The 18,325-nt window shown below is 58.9% G+C and carries 13 protein-coding genes and 2 pseudogenes; 11 read left to right on the forward strand and 4 right to left on the reverse strand.

Annotation, left to right across the window (positions count from 1 at the left end; genetic code table 11):
* Positions 1–120 precede the first annotated feature (120 nt).
* A pseudogene (locus tag ABRP88_RS09705) lies at positions 121–1,456 on the forward strand (IS256 family transposase).
* Positions 1,457–1,604: 148 nt separating this feature from the next.
* Positions 1,605–2,813, forward strand: a pseudogene (locus ABRP88_RS09710) (IS110 family RNA-guided transposase).
* A gap of 366 nt (positions 2,814–3,179) precedes the next feature.
* Here the strand turns inward: ABRP88_RS09710 and ABRP88_RS09715 are convergent.
* Together ABRP88_RS09715 and groL are read right to left on the reverse strand one after the other, a co-directional pair.
* Entirely contained in the window at positions 3,180–3,638 is a 459-nt protein-coding gene (locus tag ABRP88_RS09715) for a hypothetical protein (RefSeq protein ID WP_349837075.1), read from the reverse strand.
* 852 nt (positions 3,639–4,490) lie between these two features.
* The gene (gene groL, locus ABRP88_RS09720) at positions 4,491–6,134 is read right to left on the reverse strand and encodes a chaperonin GroEL (protein WP_349837076.1); all 1,644 of its coding nucleotides are present in this window, start codon (positions 6,132–6,134) and stop codon (positions 4,491–4,493) included.
* A gap of 1 nt (position 6,135) precedes the next feature.
* Between groL and ABRP88_RS09725 the strand changes: the two genes are divergently transcribed.
* The 9 genes from ABRP88_RS09725 (at position 6,136) to ABRP88_RS09765 (ending at position 16,090) form a co-directional block, all read left to right on the forward strand.
* Positions 6,136–6,279 (forward strand): hypothetical protein, encoded by a 144-nt coding sequence (locus ABRP88_RS09725; protein WP_156904629.1) that lies wholly within the window; start codon positions 6,136–6,138, stop codon positions 6,277–6,279.
* A gap of 228 nt (positions 6,280–6,507) precedes the next feature.
* Positions 6,508–7,875: a dipeptidase gene (locus ABRP88_RS09730; RefSeq protein WP_284864608.1), complete on the forward strand. Its 1,368-nt coding sequence runs from the start codon at positions 6,508–6,510 to the stop codon at positions 7,873–7,875.
* Positions 7,876–8,122: 247 nt separating this feature from the next.
* A complete protein-coding gene (locus ABRP88_RS09735; protein ID WP_349837077.1) occupies positions 8,123–11,131 on the forward strand; it encodes a Na+/H+ antiporter subunit A in 3,009 nt (1,002 codons plus the stop codon).
* Positions 11,132–11,632: a Na(+)/H(+) antiporter subunit C gene (locus ABRP88_RS09740; RefSeq protein ID WP_284770463.1), complete on the forward strand. Its 501-nt coding sequence runs from the start codon at positions 11,132–11,134 to the stop codon at positions 11,630–11,632. It begins immediately after the preceding gene.
* Positions 11,625–13,445 (forward strand): Na+/H+ antiporter subunit D, encoded by a 1,821-nt coding sequence (locus ABRP88_RS09745; protein WP_284770462.1) that lies wholly within the window; start codon positions 11,625–11,627, stop codon positions 13,443–13,445. Before ABRP88_RS09740 ends, ABRP88_RS09745 begins: the two co-directional genes overlap by 8 nt.
* Positions 13,438–13,965, forward strand: coding sequence for a Na+/H+ antiporter subunit E (locus ABRP88_RS09750; protein ID WP_237801145.1), 528 nt, complete (start codon positions 13,438–13,440; stop codon positions 13,963–13,965). The genes ABRP88_RS09745 and ABRP88_RS09750 overlap by 8 nt, the downstream gene beginning before the upstream one ends.
* Positions 13,965–14,240: a monovalent cation/H+ antiporter complex subunit F gene (locus ABRP88_RS09755; protein ID WP_023018012.1), complete on the forward strand. Its 276-nt coding sequence runs from the start codon at positions 13,965–13,967 to the stop codon at positions 14,238–14,240. The genes ABRP88_RS09750 and ABRP88_RS09755 overlap by 1 nt, the downstream gene beginning before the upstream one ends.
* The gene (locus ABRP88_RS09760; RefSeq protein WP_005279458.1) at positions 14,237–14,617 is read left to right on the forward strand and encodes a monovalent cation/H(+) antiporter subunit G; all 381 of its coding nucleotides are present in this window, start codon (positions 14,237–14,239) and stop codon (positions 14,615–14,617) included. The genes ABRP88_RS09755 and ABRP88_RS09760 overlap by 4 nt, the downstream gene beginning before the upstream one ends.
* Before the next feature lie 15 nt (positions 14,618–14,632).
* Positions 14,633–16,090 carry a glycosyltransferase 87 family protein gene (locus ABRP88_RS09765; protein ID WP_349837078.1) on the forward strand — a complete coding sequence of 486 codons (1,458 nt, stop codon included), beginning with the start codon at positions 14,633–14,635 and terminating at the stop codon, positions 16,088–16,090.
* Between the two features lie 135 nt (positions 16,091–16,225).
* Here ABRP88_RS09765 and ABRP88_RS09770 read toward each other — a convergent pair whose 3' ends face one another.
* Positions 16,226–17,365 (reverse strand): glutamate--cysteine ligase, encoded by a 1,140-nt coding sequence (locus ABRP88_RS09770; protein WP_349837079.1) that lies wholly within the window; start codon positions 17,363–17,365, stop codon positions 16,226–16,228.
* 44 nt (positions 17,366–17,409) lie between these two features.
* Positions 17,410–18,309, reverse strand: coding sequence for a LytR C-terminal domain-containing protein (locus tag ABRP88_RS09775; RefSeq protein WP_284864602.1), 900 nt, complete (start codon positions 18,307–18,309; stop codon positions 17,410–17,412).
* Positions 18,310–18,325 lie beyond the last annotated feature (16 nt).

Consider the following 18,325-nt stretch of genomic DNA (forward strand, 5'->3'; position numbering starts at 1 on the left):
TGCAATCTCGTAGCGCCTGATGTCTTTGAAACCAAGTCTTCGGCTATACTGACCACAGCAGCATAGCTAGCCCCCGACGTGTCCACTTTCCGGGGGTCAGGCCCAACCAGAATGACTACTATGGCGAGACGAGATCTAAGCTGATAAGGCCAAGATTGATGCGATTGAAAAGAAGCTGCTTGCTAACCCTGAAATCGCGAAACTGATTGATGACCTAGGCACGTCCACCACGGATGCCAATGACCTAGTTCGGGGCATGCTACAAGCCTCAATCACCAGAGGCTTGAATGCTGAAATGGATACCCACCTAGGCTATGAGCCCGGCGATAGAGCAGCTAAAGCTACTGCTGAAACAGACAATCACCGCAACGGCACCTACCCGAAAACCGTGGATTCTAACTACGGGCCAGTAAACATTGATGTTCCACGAGACCGGGCCGGGACGTTTATCCCAACCATGGTTCCTAAAGGCTCCAGGCGGCTAACAGATGTCGACGATATGATTGTCAGCTTATATGCCGGCGGCATGACCATTAGGGATATCCAGCATCATATGGCAACTGCGATGCGGGTAGATATCTCCCATGAAACAATCTCTGCAGTAACTGATGCCGTCGGCGATGAGGTCATGGTCTGGCACAACCGCCAGTGAGACGAGTTCTACCCCGTGATATTCCTGGATGCGTTGCGCATTAAAGTCCGCGACGGTGGCCGAGTGGTCAACAAGTCCGCGTACATGGCAATTGGTGTGGATCTCGACGGTATCAAGCACATTGTGGGATTGTGGATTGCCAAAGAAGAAGGTGCTTCATTTTGGGCGCAGGTATGTGCCAATCTTTCCAATCGTGGGGTCAAAGACGTCTTTATTGTCTGCTGTGACGGGCTGAAAGGCCTACCAGAGGCTCTAGAGGCAACCTGGCCGAATTCCATGGTGCACACCTGCATCGTGCACCTGATTCGCGCCGCGAACCGGCAGGTCACCTACGGGGATCGCCGGGCTGTATCAGCCGCGTTGAAGAAGGTTTATACGGCTACTGATGAATCCACGGCAGAAGCAGCGTTGAAGGAATTTTCCGATTCTGAACTGGGTGTGAAGTATCCTCAGTCGGTCAAGGTCTGGCAGGACGCATGGGATAGATTCGTGCCATTTGTGCAGTTCCCACCAGCAGCCAGAAAGGTCATCTATACGACGAATTCCATTGAGTCGTTTAACAACCAGCTGCGTAAAGCCACCCGCAACAGGGTGCAGTTCACCAACGATGAATCCGCCCTCAAGACGCTGTGGCTGATGATCTGCACTATTGAAGACAAACGAGCCGCAAAGAGAGCAAAGCAAGGCAAACGAGTCTCAAGAACAGCCGGCAGACTCATGGAAGGAGCCCGAGTTTCCGGCTGGAAACAAGCCATCAACCAAATGGCCGTGGCCTTTCCCGACCGCTTCGACAAATACCTATAAACCTAGCCCCACACACAAACAACTTGACACGCTCGACCCACATCAAGTGTGTGAGGTCTCAAAGTAATGTGGATGCCAGCGTGAAGTATGTCCGACCACCAGCGATGAAAGAAGTCCCATACTCATTAAACTCGCTAGGAGGTCTGGCATGGCCTACGACTATGTCATCGGAATGGATGTTGGAAAATACTTCCACCACGCTTGCGTCTTAGATAGCCACGGCGCCCAGGTCCTGTCCAAACGAATCAATCAAAACGAGCAGGCTTTACGCGCGCTCTTTTCGAATTTCTACTCTGGTAACAACACGGTCCTTGTCGTTGTTGACCAGCCAAATAATATTGGTCGGCTTACTGTCGCGGTCGCCCAAGACCTTGGAATTGATGTGCGCTATCTTCCCGGCTTGGCTATGCGTCAGCTCTCACGCATCCATGCTGGTAATGCCAAAACTGATATCCGGGATGCCTATATCATCGCCCACGCTGCAAAGAACCTTCCGGAATCCCTCCGCAGCGTCGACCGCGTCCAAGAAGCCTTCCTCCAATTGAAGGTCCTCAACGGTATCGACGAAGACCTAGCACGCTCCTACACCAGGCTCATCAACCAGATTCGAAGTGCGCTAGTAGGCTGCTACCCGCAATTCGAACAAGCCCTTCGCGGTCAGATAATCCACCGCAAGTGGGTTCTACACCTACTTGCACGCTACGGCGGGCCCACCAAGATAAAACGCTTAGGTAAGGCCAAGGCAGCTGCCTTGGCTCGACGATATAAGGCACGCAATCCCGAGCCAGTTATCGATGCGATATTCGCTGCTATCTCTGAGCAAACAGTCACTATTGCAGGTGCACACTATGCCGAAATGGGCGTAGCAATGTCGGCGAAGGACGCGCTTTTAAAGCTCGAGCACCGCCAACAAATCGAGCAGGAAGTCATCAAGCTCATCAACGACATCCCCCACACTCAAATCCTGCTATCCATGCCGGGAATCGGACCAAAGACGGCAGCACAAATCCTCATGACTGTCGGGGATATGTCTGACTTTCCAACACCTGGACATTTGGCCTCATATGCTGGGCTGCCGCCCCGGACAAACCAGTGAGGCACTTCAATAATGTCGAACTCGCTAAATAGAGCCGACAACAAAAAATTAAAGAACGCCCTATGGCAATCATCTTTTGCATCCATCAGATTCCACGAGCGTTCACGGCAATTCTATGAACGAAAGCGCCGTGAAGGCAAAAGACACAACGCCGCAGTCGTAGCACTCGCCCGCAGACGAATCAACGTCCTTTACGCCATGATGCGCAACTACGAGTATTACCGCGACCCCGCCCCAGCAAAGGAAGCCGCAGCAGCTTAACCCCTAACAACGAAACAAGCCGACTGGGAAAATCCCAGTCGGCTACCAATCGCGCGCAAAACAACACACCTAAAAATCCCGAGTTAGGGATCCGCCCCCGTCCACCCCACCCGCGAGATTGACAAACTACATAGGAACACCCCCTGCTACTTGACCCCAGTTTTGTTCTCATCTCTGAAAAAGAGAAAAATACGTCCAGCTCACGCTGAACCGGACGTATTTTTAACAAGCCAGCACTGATTTCATCTCCTGCGGATTCCGTCTACTGAAACTTGACCGATCTTTAATATCGTCAGTGAAACCAGAAGAAGTGCTTATGCCTTCATTCAAGCTTCACGCATCCGCAAATCCCCATATCGGTGCGACTTAAAGCAAGCTACCGAGTGCGCTGAGATCGAGATCGGAAGAGTTGAAATCGTTCAAGAAGTCAGGAGAAACATCCCCGTTGAACAGGTCGAAATCGGAGGAGCCAAGATCGTTCAACAATTCGGAAGAGCCTGCATCGTTGAATAACTCAGAAGAGCCGTTACCATTGAGCTGTTCGGAGGAGCCAAGACCGTTCAACAATTCGGAAGACCCCGCATCGTTGAAGAACTCAGAAGAGCCGTTACCATTGAACTGCTCGGAGGAGCCAAGATTTTCAAAAGAGGAACCGCCAATTTCAAGACTGATGTTTTCCGGATAGGTGGGAGAAGACAGTGGCGGGACTTCTGGGAAATTAATCTCAGGTAGCTTTATATCGGGAAAGTTTCCGCCAGAGACTTCTACCAACAAGTCTTTTATCGGGCCAGAAACGATTTCATTAATCTGGAGCAACAGATCCACTTCAAATCCTTTTCAATCGCTGAAATTGTACTGATGAGACTGAGTGTGGCCAAGTAATGTCGAGCAACATGAACAACATGGACACGCTGCAGTCAGTATAGGCTAACTTTGTAACTTTATGGGAATAACTTCTCTCGATTGACCACAAATAGGGGTGTCGTTGTTAAGCTCATCGCCCGTGTAGGTGGAGTGTTTTCCTGTAGCGGGGTTTCGATAGAGCCTCCGCCCGGCAAGTGGATTCTACGGAGGATTGTTGTGCTCTTTTAGTCAATAATGTGGAAGTAATTTCTTCGAAACTCGAAGTGCACTAGGTATTGATTCGTTTGAGTAGATGGGAAGTGGCTAAGGGTTGTGCGTAGGTTTCCAACCTGTAAAAGGAGATAAGCCAGAATGACTAGTGCAGCATGATGTGGTCGACGCTGATAATGCCAAAATCAATGCGATCGAATCGACACTTGAGCCTAACCTCCGGAGGTGCCCACTTTCCGGGGTTAGGCCAAGCATCACAACGCTGTGCTCGTCGCACTCGCTCGCCGACGAATCAACGTCTTCTTTGCCATGACGCGACATCACAAGCATTACCCTGACCCCGCCTCAGTTAAAGAAGCCGCAGCAGCCTACCCCCCATAACCGCGAAACAAGCCGACTGGGCAAAACCCAGTCGGCTACTAGGCGCACATGAAAAGACACTAAGTCAGAGATCCGTCCCCGGCCGCCCCTACCGGCGAAATTTGGGAACTAAGTAGGGGCACCCCGCGTACGTTCAGTATACTCTGAGGCCCACAGCTTTCGCCAGACTCAGGCGCATATAAGAGCGGGAGCTCAGTATGCGCTAGGCGTTGTGCAGGGCTCTTAGAAGCCCATGCCGCCCATGGCGTCAGCGTCGGGCATAGCGTTGTTGGAGCCGGCAGGCTCTGGCTTATCAGCCACAACAGCCTCGGTGGTCAGGAACAGTGCCGCAATGGACGCAGCGTTCTGCAGCGCAGAGCGGGTGACCTTAACCGGGTCATTGATGCCGGATTCCATGAGGTTGACGTACTCACCGGTAGCGGCGTTGAGGCCCTCGCCTGCAGGCAGGCCAGAGACCTTATCTGCAACGACGCCAGGCTCCAGGCCAGCGTTGTGAGCGATCTGCTTCAGCGGTGCAGACAGTGCCTCGCGGACGATCTTTACACCGGTGGCTTCATCGCCTTCAGCCTCGATGGAATCAAGGACGGAAGCGGCCTGCAGCAGGGCAACGCCACCGCCGGCAACGATGCCTTCTTCCACGGCTGCCTTGGCGTTACGCACGGCATCCTCGATGCGGTGCTTGCGCTCCTTGAGCTCAACCTCGGTAGCGGCACCGACCTTGAGCACGGCCACGCCGCCAGAGAGCTTAGCCAGGCGCTCCTGCAGCTTCTCGCGGTCGTAACCGGAATCGGAGTTCTCGATCTCAGCGCGGATCTGCTTGATGCGGCCATCGATCTGCTCCTGGGTGCCAGCACCCTGGACAATGGTGGTCTCATCCTTGGTGACAACGACCTTGCGTGCCTGGCCCAGGTACTCGAGCTCGGCGGTCTCGAGGGAGAGGCCAACCTCTTCGGAGATGACCTGGCCGCCGGTCAGGATGGCCATGTCCTGCAGGGTTGCCTTGCGGCGGTCACCGAAGCCCGGAGCCTTAACGGCAGCGGACTTGAAGGTGCCGCGAATCTTGTTCACCACGAGGGTGGACAGGGCTTCGCCCTCAACGTCCTCAGCAATGATCAGCAGCGGCTTGCCGGACTGCATGACCTTTTCCAGCAGCGGGACGAGGTCCTTGATATTGGAGATCTTGGAAGAGACCAGCAGGATGTATGGGTCCTCCAGGACTGCCTCCTGGCGCTCCATATCGGTGGCGAAGTAGCCGGAGATGTAGCCCTTATCAAAGCGCATACCCTCAGTAACCTCGAGGTCTACGCCGAAGGTATTGGACTCTTCCACGGTGATAACGGAGTCCTTGTTTACGGAACCGTTGCCCACCGTGTACATAGCCTCGGCGATCTTTTCACCGATTGCCGGGTCCGCGGCGGAAATGCCAGCGGTGGTAGCGATCTGCTCCTGGGTTTCTACTTCCTTTGCGGAAGACAGCAGGGAGTCCACAACCTTCTTGGTCGCGGTCTCGATGCCGCGCTTGATGCCCATTGGGTTGGAACCAGCGGCTACGTTGCGCAGGCCTTCGCGGACGAGTGCCTGTGCCAGAACGGTTGCGGTGGTGGTGCCGTCGCCGGCGACGTCATCAGTCTTCTTAGCAACTTCCTTGACCAGCTCGGCGCCGATCTTTTCGTAAGCATCCTCGAGCTCGATTTCGCGAGCGATGGAAACGCCGTCATTAGTAATGGTCGGTGCGCCCCAGGACTTTTCTAGGACGACGTTGCGGCCCTTGGGTCCGAGGGTGACCTTGACTGCGTCAGCCAGAGTATTCAGGCCGCGCTCAAGGCCGCGGCGGGCCTCTTCATCAAAAGCGATAATCTTTGCCATAGTGTTTGTGCTCCTTGGATTTATTGAGGACGACACTCACGTCTTTCTCGCTGCGGACGCCCGCGACGGCATGGCTGGTGAGTGTGGACCAACCTCAACCACAACGATGGAGATTTATCTAGCACTCATCCTGTCCGAGTGCTAACGCCCATTCTGGCACTCTCCCACCCCTACTGCAAGAAACAACGCGCTTGCCTGTAGCGATCTTTTGCCCGCCGCACACCGCTGTAGCACTTCCCCTCGGAAGGATGGCGGCGACGGAAGGTGGCGCGGTGGGGAAGGTGAGGGCATCGGCAAGCGCGGGGCAGGAATGCATAGGAATTGTCGTGCGGATCTGTATTGCGGCTAAAGCGCTCAAGGTACCGTGGATTGCATGACAGATATGATTGACAGCATACGTAGTGACCGCGACACCATCTTCCGCCAGCTCAGCGAGCTCGTGGGATTCAATTCCGTACACAATGAGCCGGGCTTGGAAGACCAAGCCCAGGGCGCAAGCCAGTGGGTGAAGGCCGCGCTGGAAGAAGCAGGGGCAACGGTAGAAACCATCACCACCGCGGATGGTTCCACCGCGATTTTGGGCGAGCGCAAGGGCGAGGAAGGCGCCAAGACCGTCCTGTTGTACTCGCACTACGATGTCGTGCCTGCAGGAGACCGCGCGGCCTGGGAGTCCGATCCGTTCACCCTGACCGAGCGCGCCGATGCCGAGGGCACCACCCGCTGGTACGGCCGCGGCGCCGCAGACTGCAAGGGCAACGTGGCCATGCACTTGGCGGCCCTGCGCGCACTGGAGGCCAATGGCGGTACCAAGGTGAACCTGAAGTACCTCATCGAAGGCTCTGAGGAGCGCGGCGGCGAGGGCCTGTCCCAGCTCATCAAGGACCGCCCGGAGCTTTTCGCTGCCGATGCCATCCTAATTGCAGATGCCGGCAATGCCGCGGTGGGCCAGCCCACCTTGACCACCTCCCTGCGCGGCGGCGCGCAGATTGAGGTCGAGGTCAATACCCTGGCCGCGCCCGTGCACTCCGGCCAATTTGGCGGCGCGGCCCCAGATGCGGTGAAGGCGCTGATGCGCACGCTGGATTCGCTCACGGATGAATACGGCCGCACCACCATCGATGGCGTGGATACCAGCGCCCACTGGCAGGGCCAGGAATACCCGGCCGAGGCCTTCCGCGGCGATGCGCAGCTGCTCGAGGGCACCGAGATCATGGGCTCCAAGGACCCAGAAGGCGCTACCCCGGTGGCAGACATGGTGTGGTCCCGCCCAGCCATTTCCGTGACCGGCTTTACCTCCACCCCGGTGGCTGAAGCCGTCAATGCCGTTCCCGCTACCGCGGCCGCCAAGCTGAACCTGCGCGTTCCGGCCGGAACCGATGCCCGCGCCATTGGCGAGGCCGTCTGCGAGCACGTGAAGAACCACGCGCCGTGGGGCGCGCACATCAAGGCGGAGGTCGTGGAGGCCAATGCTGGTTTTTCCACCGACCCGGAAAAGCCCGCCGTGGCACTTTTGGGCCAGTGCCTATCCGAGGCTTATGGCAAGGACACCGCAGCGCAGGGCATGGGCGGCTCCATCCCGCTGACCACCGAGCTGCAGGAGGCACACCCCAACGCAGAAATCGCGCTTTACGGTGTGGAGGAGCCCAAGTGCACCATCCACTCCGCCAATGAGTCCGTCGATCCCACCGAGATCGAGCACATCGCCGCTGCGGAGGCGCTTTTCTTGCAGCGTTACGCATAGAAAAAGAGCGCAACGGGTGGCATGTAATACTGTGCGCTAAAAATAATCTTTCGAAGTTGTGGAAAAACCGGTAAACTTTCGACGAGTTGACCCCGTTTCCGGCCACGCTGCTTGCACAAGTGGGACAGTTCGTACTCGGCCGAGTACGAACTGTCTTGGTGTGTATATGCTCCCGGTGCATATCGTCACGCCCCGCGGCAACGAGGGTCTGAGAACTTGACACAACCTAAGGAGCGCAGATTCCAACGTGCTAATACTTCTGGGTGCCCTCATCGTTGCCACCGTGGTTGCACCGCTGCTCATTATGAATGTGGGCCGCCCAGCCTTTGGTTTATTGGCAATAGTTCCCGGTGTCGGTTTCGTGTGGACCCTCGCGCACTTTGCCCGGGGTACCTTCCGCGACGGCGGCGCGCTGAATTACACCATCGAATGGATGCCGGCCGCGCGCCTCGCCGTGGATCTGCGCATGGATGCCCTGGGCGGGCTCTTTAGCCTCATCATCTTAGGCATGGGCGCATTGGTCCTGCTGTATTGCTGGGGTTATTTCGATTCCACGCGCCGCCGGCTTGCCATGTTCGCCAGCCAGATGGTGGGCTTTGCCACCGCCATGTTTGGGCTTGTGACCTCCGATAGCCTGCTGCTCATGTACGTCTTCTGGGAGATCACCTCCCTCTTGTCGTACCTATTGGTCAGCTACTATGCCGAGCGCGCCTCCTCGCGCCGCGCCGCACAGCAGGCCCTGATGGTCACCGTCATGGGCGGCCTGTCCATGCTGATGGGCATCTGCCTGCTCGGCCGGCAGACCGGGGCGTGGACGTTTAGCGAAATCAGCGCATACGATCACTTCCCCCAAACGCCGTACGTCACCGTCGCCATCGTGCTCATCCTGGTCGGTGCGCTCACCAAATCCGCTATCGTGCCGGCACACTTCTGGCTGCCGGGTGCGATGGCAGCACCAACCCCGGTCTCGGCGTACCTGCACTCCGCGGCCATGGTCAAGGCCGGAATTTACCTGGTCGCGCGCCTGGCACCGGATATGTACGAGGTAGCCACCTGGCACCTCGTGGTCATTTCCTTAGGCGTATTTACCATGCTGCTCGGCGGCTGGATGGCGCTAAAACAAAAGGACCTCAAGCTGATTTTGGCTTATGGCACGGTTTCCCAGCTGGGCTTTATTACCTCCATCGTGGCGGTTGGCTCCCGGGAAGCCATGCAGGCGGGCCTGGCGCTCACCTTTGCCCACTCACTCTTTAAGGCCGCACTGTTCATGGTGGTTGGTGCCATCGATCACTGCTCGGGCACGCGGGATATTACAAAGCTATCCGGACTTGGCCGCAGGCAGCCCTTCCTCTACGGCCTCGCCGTTATCTCGGCCCTATCCATGGCGGGCGTTCCCCCGCTCTTTGGCTTTGTATCCAAGGAGGCCGTGCTGGAATCCACCATGCACGAAGAGCTGCTCATCGGCATGCCGCGCAATATGATCCTGGTGGCTTATGTGGCAGGCTCCATCCTCACCATGGCCTATGCCCTGCGCTTTTTGTGGGGCGCCTTTGCCACCAAGAACCTGCCGGACGATAAAAACGGCGTCTCTAAGGCCGTGGCCACGATGCACAAGGTCAACGTGGGCCTGTGGCTTGCCCCGGCCGTGCTCACCGCGCTGACCATCGTGCTCGGCATCGCGCCGCAGGCGCTCTCAGCGGCCATCGATCAGCACCTCGATTCCACCTTCGGGGCAGGCGATCACCACGGCCTGGCCCTCTGGCACGGATGGTCGGTGACCTTGGGCGTATCCGCCATCATCATCGTGGCCGGAATCATCGTGCACTGGCGCCGCCAGGTCCTAGAGCAATGGCAGTTTGCGTACCCCGCGCTTGGCGATGCCGACGCTGTCTACGACAAGGTCATCTCCACCCTGCGCAAGCTCTCCCTGCGCACCACGGCCGTTACCCAGCGCGGTTCGCTGCAGCTCAACCTGACCGTTATCTTCGCCACCTTGATGGTGCTGCCGCTGACGATGCTGATTACCGGTGATCTCACGGATATCCGCATGGTGGTTGCAGAAAACCCCTGGCAGGTCGTCGCCGCCATCATCATGATGGTGGCCGCCATCGCCGCCACGGTCACCGATAACCGCCTCTCTGCCGTCATCATCGTCGGCATTACCGGCTATTCCTTGTCCTTCGTCTTTGCCATCCACGGTGCCCCGGACTTGGCGCTAACCCAGCTGCTGACAGAAACCATCATCATGGTGCTATTCATGCTGGTGCTGCGCCGCATTCCGGCCTCTACCGAGTGGAAGCAGGACCCGAAGATGGGCCGCCTGCGCGCGTGGCTATCCGTCGGCACCGGCCTGACCGTCACCATCGTGGCGATGTTCGCCATCAACGCGCGGTCTGCCGAACCCATCTCGCAGTACATGCCGGAGCTGGCCAAGGAGATTGGCCACGGCGCCAATGCCGTCAACGTCTTGCTGGTGGACCTGCGCGCCTGGGATACCTTTGGGGAGATCACGGTCATTATCATCGCCGCGCTCGGTGTGGCTTCCCTGATTTACCGCACCCAATCCTTCTCCAGGGACAGCCGCCGGCCCACCCTGCAGGTCACGGGTCGCCGCTGGCTGGCCGCGGGCTCGGAATCGGAGCAGGCGCTCAACCGCTCGCTGATGATCGATGTCTCCACCCGCGTGCTCTTCCCCTCCATGATGGCGCTGTCGTTCTACTTCTTCTTCGCCGGGCACAATGCGCCAGGCGGCGGTTTCGCCGGTGGCCTTGTGGCCGCTCTCGCGCTCATCCTGCGCTACCTGGCCGGTGGCCGCGCGGAGCTCGATGAGGCCCTGCCCATCGATGCCGGGCGCACCATGGGCGCTGGCCTCTCCTTCTCCGCCCTGGCGGTGGTGGTGCCGATGTTCTTTGGCTACCCGCCGCTTACCAGCGGATATACCTCACCCGAGATCCCGCTTATCGGCGCGGTCTCGCTGCCTTCGGCGCTGGTCTTTGACTTGGGCGTCTACCTCATCGTCGTGGGGCTAACGCTCTACGTGCTCAGCTCGCTCGGCGCCAAGCTGGATGAGGAAGAAGAGATGCGTAAGCAACGCGCTCGCGACCGCGCCCGTTCCCTGGCGCGGAAGAACCGGGAGCGCAGCACCAAGCAAAAGGCCCAGCGGGCGCAAAAACAAGAGAAGAAAAAAGAAAAGATACCAGCCGCAACGAGCTCCGCCGGCACAGGTTCCGGGGACAACGCAGGAAAGGAGAAATAAATGCAAGCCAACCTCTTCCTCCTGCTCGCCGCCGGAGTAATGGTTTCTGCGGGCATCTACCTTTTGCTCGACCGAGCCATGACCAAGATGCTGCTCGGGCTGCTCTTGCTGGGCAATGGCGCCAACCTCTTCATGCTGCAGGCCGGCGGCCCTGCGGGTTCACCGCCCATCGATGGCCGCGAGGCCGAGCCTTATGGCAGCGATATTGCGGATCCTCTCACCCAAGCGATGATCCTTACCGCCATCGTCATTTCCATGGCACTGACGGCCTTCATCCTTACCTTGGCCTACCGCCAGTACCGCTACCGCACCGCCGACGTCATTGAAGATGACGCCGAAGATACCGCGATTGCCGCCAAGGCCTCCAAGCCCGGCAATGCCGCGGCGAGCGCAGACCACGATGCCTCCAATGACCCCGCCACCGGGCGCGCCACCAAGGAAGGCGATAATTTCGGCCCCGAATCCTTCGAGGAGCCGGTGAAGGGAGCCGAAGATGACTGAGCCATTCCACCAAGCTGCCGAAACGATGTACCCGTACGTCGGTGTGCTTATCCCGCTGCCCATTATCATCCCGGCCGTGGCCGCAGCACTCTCGCTGCTGTTTGCCCGCATGCCGAATGTGCAGCGCCAGATCGCCTTTTTCTCCCTGCTGATTACGGCTGCGGTGAACGCGAGCCTGATCATAATAGTGGATTTCCATGGCATACAGACCCTGCAAATAGGCGGCTGGGACGCACCCGTGGGCATCACGTTGGTGGCGGACCGACTGTCCACGATGATCCTCTTTACCTCCTCCGTGGTGCTGTTCTCCGTCATCTGGTACGCCATTTCCCAGGGTGTGCGCGATGGCACCAAGGATGAACCCGTCGCGGTCTTTTTGCCCACCTACATGTTGCTGACCATGGGCGTGAATATCTCCTTTTTGGCCGGCGATTTATTTAACCTGTACGTCGGCTTCGAGGTCTTCCTCGTGGCTTCGTACGTGCTGTTGACCTTGGGGGCATCGGCAGGCCGCGTGCGCGCCGGCGTGGGTTATGTGATGGTCTCGATGGCCTCATCCATGATCTTCTTGCTGGCCCTGGCATATGTCTATGCCTCCGTCGGCACCATGAACATGGCCCAGATTGGCCAACGCATGCAGGACATCCCGGAGGGCACCCGCACCGCCATCTTCGCCACCTTGCTCGTGGCCTTTGGCATTAAGGCCGCAGTGGTGCCGCTGGCCGCGTGGCTGCCAGACTCCTACCCCACCGCGCCCTCGCTGGTCACGGCCGTGTTCGCCGGCCTGCTGACCAAGGTCGGTGTGTATGCGATCATCCGCGCGCGCACGTCCATTTTTACCTATGGTGGGCTCGATACCGTGCTGATGTGGGTGGCGCTGGCCACCATGCTGGTGGGCATCTTGGGCGCCATCGCGCAGACCGATATTAAGCGTCTGCTCTCCTTTACGCTGGTCAGCCACATCGGCTATATGATTTTTGGCGTCTCTTTGGGCACCGCCCAGGGGCTATCTGGCGCCATTTTCTACGCCATCCACCACATTTTGGTGCAGACCGCGCTCTTCTTGGTCGTCGGCCTTATCGAGCGCCAAGCAGGTACGTCCTCGCTGCGGCGCCTGGGCTCGCTGATGTATTCCGCCCCGCTTATCGCCGTGCTGTATTTCATCCCGGCCATCAACCTGGGTGGCGTGCCGCCGTTCTCTGGCTTTTTGGGCAAGATCATCCTCATTCAGGCAGGTGCCAATGAGGGCTCCTGGCTGGCGTGGGTGCTCATCGGCGGCGCGCTGGTGACCTCGCTGCTGACGCTCTACGTCATGATGCTGGTCTGGGCCAAGGGCTTCCAGCGCGATCGCGCCGATGCCCCCGAAGGCAATGTCGCCCTAGCCCGCCCGGCCCCACTTTCTGATATCACCGATGAGGTCGAATTTTCCTCCCGCCAGGATGTCGGCCGCGTGCCGTTCGGCATGGTGGGTGCCACGGCGCTGCTGGTCATCGCCTCGACCTCGATTACCTTCCTGGCTGGCCCGATTTCCGGTGTCACCTCCCGCGCGGCCGAATCCGCGCAGGATACCTCCATTTATCAGTACGCCGTACTGGGCGAAAATGCAGATAACCCCACCCGGCACCTTGACCAGAAGGACCGCTACGAAGGCGGCGCGGACTCCTACAAGGAGCGCAGCCACCTGCTGCCAGACCCCGGCCCAGCGCACGATCCGGAATCCGGCGACAAGGAGAAGCCAAGCTCGGACGCACCGGCGAAATCGGAGGCACCAGAAAGCCCTACCCCAGTAAAGAAGGAGGCCCGCGATGACTAAGAGCCGCTTTGCCGGTGTGCGCTACCGATTCCGGCCGTGGTTTACCGTCTGGATCACGGTCATGTGGTGCATGCTCATGGGCGAAATCACGGTGGGCAATGTCGTCGGCGGCCTCCTCGTCGCCCTGGTCATCGTCTTCGCCCTGCCGCTGCCGGCGATGCCGATTGCCGGCGTCGAGGTCGCGTGGGGCAAATTCCTGCGCTACATGCTGCGCTGGTTCTGGGAGCTGTTTTATGCCTCCCTCAAGGTGGGCTGGCTGGCCTCCCGGCCGCAGCCGCTGCCTAAAACCGCCATCCTGGAATTGCCGATGCGCCTGGAAAATGAGTTCATTCTCTCCCTTGCGGTGACCCTGTACAACCTGCAGCCGGGTGGAACGGTGACAGACATTGACATCGCCAATCGCATGATCACCATCCACATTCTGGATGCTCGGGATGAGGCGCAGATCCAGCGCGAAATCGATGCCGTATCCCGTCTAGAATCTTCCATGATCGAGATCTTTGAAAGGAGCCACCCATAATGGATCCGCAGATCTATCACGCCATCCTGCTGGTTCCCGCATTCTTGCTGTGGGTCTCCGTATTAATCACCGTCTGGCGCATTATCACCGGGCCCAACTCCCTCGACCGGCTGGTGGGAATGGACGGTTTTACCGCCATGTTCCAATGCGCTCTGGCGACCTATATGTGCTGGTCGCTAGATACCTCCGTGGTCTCGGCCATGCTGGTCATCGCGCTGCTCGGCTTCATCTCCACCGTGTCTGTTACCAGGTTTAGGAAGAGGGATAACCAATGAGTTGGTCTCTAATCGCCGATATCCTCTCGCTCATCCTCGTCATCAGCGGCAGCCTGCTCATCCTCGCCGCCGCCATTGGCTTGGCGCGCTTTAAGGACACGATGTCCCGCGTCCACGCCGTGAGCAAGCCGCAGACCACCGGGCTTATCCTCACCATCATGGGTGCGTTCATCCGTATTACTGGCGCGGAATCTTTCAGTATGGCCGAGCGTGGTGATTTGGGTATGCTTATTTTGCTGGTACTGTTTGCGATGTTTACCAGCCCGGTAACCGCGCAGCGCACCTCACGCATTGCACGCCGTGAAGGCCTGTATGGTTCCGAGGAATCGATGTCGCGCAATGACCGCCCCGCCGGCCGTTCGCTGCGGCGCAAATAGGAGGCACCTTTAACCGTGAAAAAGCTCTACGGACTGCCTACTCTGGCCGCCCTTTTGGTTGCCTTCTTTATTTTCAGCATCTCCCGCTATAGCAAATACGACGGCCCCAATGCTTTCATCTGGCGCGTGCCGCTGGATTTGAAGATTTACTGGCTCGCCGGCGGCGAGGTGGCTGATGGCGCCAATCTTTATGACAATGCCTATATTGGCGATCTTCCTTTTACCTATCCTCCCTTTGCCGGCACGCTGTTCAAATGGATTTCCGCGCTTGCCGATGACCCCCTTATCATCCTCTGGCAAGGCGGCACCATCCTTGCCTTATTGGCCGTCATCCTCATGGTCTTCCACGAGCGCGGCCTTAAACTTTCGCCGTTGACCTGGGTGGTTGCCATCCTGCTGGTGCTGTGTGCCCCGGCTGTAGAGCCGATGTACGGCACTTTGTTCTACGGCCAGATCAACGTCTTTTTGATGTTCTTGGTTGCCCTCGACGTCATTCCAAAGAAGTGGGCACTGCCAGGAATTGGCATCGGCCTCGCCGCAGGCTTGAAGCTCACCCCAGCCTTTATGGGCTTAGTGCTCCTTTTCCAGAGGCGCTGGTGGCAGGCGGTTATCTCCGTCCTTACCTTCGCGGTGACCGTTGCGATTGGTTTCGTCACCATTCCGGATGCCGGGGTGTTCTGGACCGATGCCATCTTTAATTCCTCGCGCGTGGGTGAACACACCAACCCTGGTGCGCAATCCATTCGCTCGGTCATGGTGCGCGCCTGGGGCATCGACGGCGGTTGGATGTGGCTCGCCGCTGTCGCGGTCGTCTTCGTCTTGACCTGCCTGGCCCTGCGGACCGCGATGAAGCACAAGAATAACTCCGCCGCCATGTCCATTGTCGGCATTAGCGCATGCTTGGTCTCGCCCTTTTCCTGGTACCACCACTGGGTCTGGGTATTCCCGCTGGCTATCGTGGTTCTCATCTCCGTCAACCAGGCACTGGGCAAGCGTTTGCGCGGTGTTATCGGCGCGCAAGTAGCAGCACTCATTTCCTTCGCGGCCATGTGCGTGGTGCTCCTGCCCTTTGTCTCCGCAGCTTTCTGGCTCGAAGCCTCCAACCGCTCTCTGAACCATGTGGACTTCCAGCCTTGGGCTCTGCTCTTTTTCACCGGCTCCGGCATCCTCTACATCGCCTTTTATGCGCTGTGGGGATTTATCCCTGGCACCCAGCCCAGCGAGGAAGACGCCCCCAGCGGACGGCACGCGGCACAGCGTGCTGCTCAGCCGCAGCACACTCAGGCAGCCGGCGCTCCCGCATCTGGTGCACCTACGTCTGGCGCTGCCGCACGGGGTGCTGCCACTACCGACGAAACCGCACAGTTCCCGGTATTTAACCCTGAAACCCGCCAGTTTCCGTCCACCGAGGGCTATACCGATATTCCGGCTCCCCCGTCCTACGGTGGCCGCCACGCCCTCGATAACGACTAACCGGCATGCCGCCGCGGGGTGCGGGTGCGGCAGCCATCTGCGCACCGCCGCGTCGCGGCCGCGCCCAGCTACTTCCAGTGTGGCTCTAGGCGTGCGATCACTGAGCGCACGGCTTGCCGATCATCGGTTAGCTAATTAGCGCACCGGCCGAAAGGTGTGAAGCTCGCGGCAGGTTTCTTCGACGACATCGCGCCAGCTGCCGGTTTCTTGGAAGAGGCGGCGTTGGCGTTCGTATCCGGCGCCGCCGTCGATGATTTCATGCACCAAGGCCAGTTCTTCCGCGCAGCCTAACTCGCGAGCTAAGGGTGTTAGTTCTTCTACCATCTGGGCCAGTTCATCTTTGACCCAGGCCTCGTCCGTGTCGCGCGAGGTAATAACGAGGGCATCCATGCCGTAGCGCGCCCCGCGCCACTTATTTTCCGCCACGTGCCACGGCTGCAAGACGGGTAATTCCTCGCCGGCATCAATCATGCGGTCATAATGCACGACCAAGCAGTGCGTTAGCGCGACGACGGCGGATAGCTCTCGCAGGTTCGAGGTGGCGTCGGATACACGGACCTCTACGGTGCCCCACTTCGAGGCCGGGCGGATATCAAAGTGCATCGAGCCGGTGTGATTGATGACCCCGGAAATCGCCTGATCCCGCATATAGGACTGCCACTCGTCCCACGTGAAGAACTGGTAGGGCATGCCAGCAGTAGGCAGCTGTTGATAGAGCATCGTGCGGTTGGAGGCGTAGCCCGTATCCAATCCTTCCCACCCCGGCGAGCATGCAGAAATGGCCAAAAGGTGGGGGTACTTCGTCATCAGCGCATTGATGATGGGCCAGACACGGTCCTCGTGGCTGATGCCAACGTGGACGTGGGTGCCCCACAACAGCATCTGCTTTCCCCAATACTGGGTGCGGGCGATGATCTCTTGATAGCTGGGTTTATCTGACAGCGGGTTTTCCCGAAAATCCGTAAACGGGTGCCCGCCAGAGGCCCACACGTCGATGCCGAGCTTGGCCGCGGCTTCTTCCACGGCCGCCAGCGAAGTTTCTAACTCCGCAATGGCTTCCGGCACCGTGGAGCAAATGCCCGTGACTAGTTCCACCGTATTCTGTAGGAATTCTTTTTCCACGTGAATATCGGGGTGGGCGGCAGTAGCGAGATCAATGAGCTCAGCACCACGCGGGACGAGATCGCGCGAGTCGCGGTCCACGAGCGCGACTTCCCATTCCACCCCGAGCGTGGGCTCGGGGGAACGGGCGAATACTTCTGCCGGAATCTTCACCTGTCCAGCTTAACGGGTAGGCGGTAATATTCCATGAATTTTATTTAGGCCTGTGGGACTGCGAGGGCGACCACGACAGCTCCGTCCTCGGTGGCTTCCTTGGGAAGGTCCCTATTCATAGGCTTGACTTCTGCCTGGTAGCGCGCGGCAACTTCCCTGGCCAGGGACTCCGCGGAGGCATCGCCTTCTGGATAGAAGACGGTGGTCTTGGGCACGGTCAACACGTCGCCTGGCAGGTTGCCCACATAGCCCACCTTGAAGCCACCGTCCTTCAACACATCGGCTTCGTTTTTGGCCTTATCGGATTCACCGGAGTTATTGAGCACGCTGACCTTAATGTCATTGCGGTCGCGCGCAGCGGACGGCGCGTCGTTGCCGCCGGCCCGGGCTGCATCCCCGGCACGGTCGGAATCTTCGCCGCGCGCACCGTCCTCGCGGCCCGCATCGCGGTTGGCCTCGCCCTCGGCGTCGCCGTTCGGGTGCGCGTTATCGCCCTCGCCTTCGCGCGGCGGTTGGTTATTGGCCCCGTCGCGGGAGCCATCGTCGCGCGCGCCATCCGCGGCAGGACCCCCGGCGCCATTGCCCTCCTGGCCTCCATTAGCTGAACCGTCTGACTTCGACTGCTCGGAATCAGAAGCTACGGTCGAATCGTCGTCTTCTGAGGTCATGGCATAAAGGCCCCACAGGCCGAGCATCACGGCCACGGCGATCAACACCATCGCAAGCCCGCGCAGTGGTAAACCGCCCTTCTTAGCGTGGGCGCCTCCCCCACCGCCGCCGGTTCCGGCCGCAGCGGCTCCTGCTCCGGCACCTGCAGCGCCAGCGGCAGCAGCGTCGTCGTAGGCGTCGTCATAATAAGCATCGCCGTAATCGGCCGCGGCGGCATCGCCAGCGGCGTCGTCGAATTGCTGGTCGTATAGATTATCCGGATTCTCTTTAGTCACTTCAGTAACATTAGTA

This window comes from Corynebacterium sp. KPL2734 (genome assembly GCF_040225595.1).
GTDB classification, from domain to species: Bacteria; Actinomycetota; Actinomycetes; order Mycobacteriales; family Mycobacteriaceae; genus Corynebacterium; species Corynebacterium rhinophilum.

Excerpts from the sequence above, each read along its gene's own strand:
- groL (WP_349837076.1), bottom strand. The coding sequence starts at position 6,134 with ATGGCAAAGATTATCGCTTTTGATGAAGAGGCCCGCCGCGGCCTTGAG.
- ABRP88_RS09750 (WP_237801145.1), top strand. The coding sequence starts at position 13,438 with ATGACTAAGAGCCGCTTTGCCGGTGTGCGCTACCGATTCCGGCCGTGG.
- ABRP88_RS09745 (WP_284770462.1), top strand. The coding sequence starts at position 11,625 with ATGACTGAGCCATTCCACCAAGCTGCCGAAACGATGTACCCGTACGTC.
- ABRP88_RS09755 (WP_023018012.1), top strand. The coding sequence starts at position 13,965 with ATGGATCCGCAGATCTATCACGCCATCCTGCTGGTTCCCGCATTCTTG.
- ABRP88_RS09740 (WP_284770463.1), top strand. The coding sequence starts at position 11,132 with ATGCAAGCCAACCTCTTCCTCCTGCTCGCCGCCGGAGTAATGGTTTCT.
- ABRP88_RS09730 (WP_284864608.1), top strand. The coding sequence starts at position 6,508 with ATGACAGATATGATTGACAGCATACGTAGTGACCGCGACACCATCTTC.
- ABRP88_RS09760 (WP_005279458.1), top strand. The coding sequence starts at position 14,237 with ATGAGTTGGTCTCTAATCGCCGATATCCTCTCGCTCATCCTCGTCATC.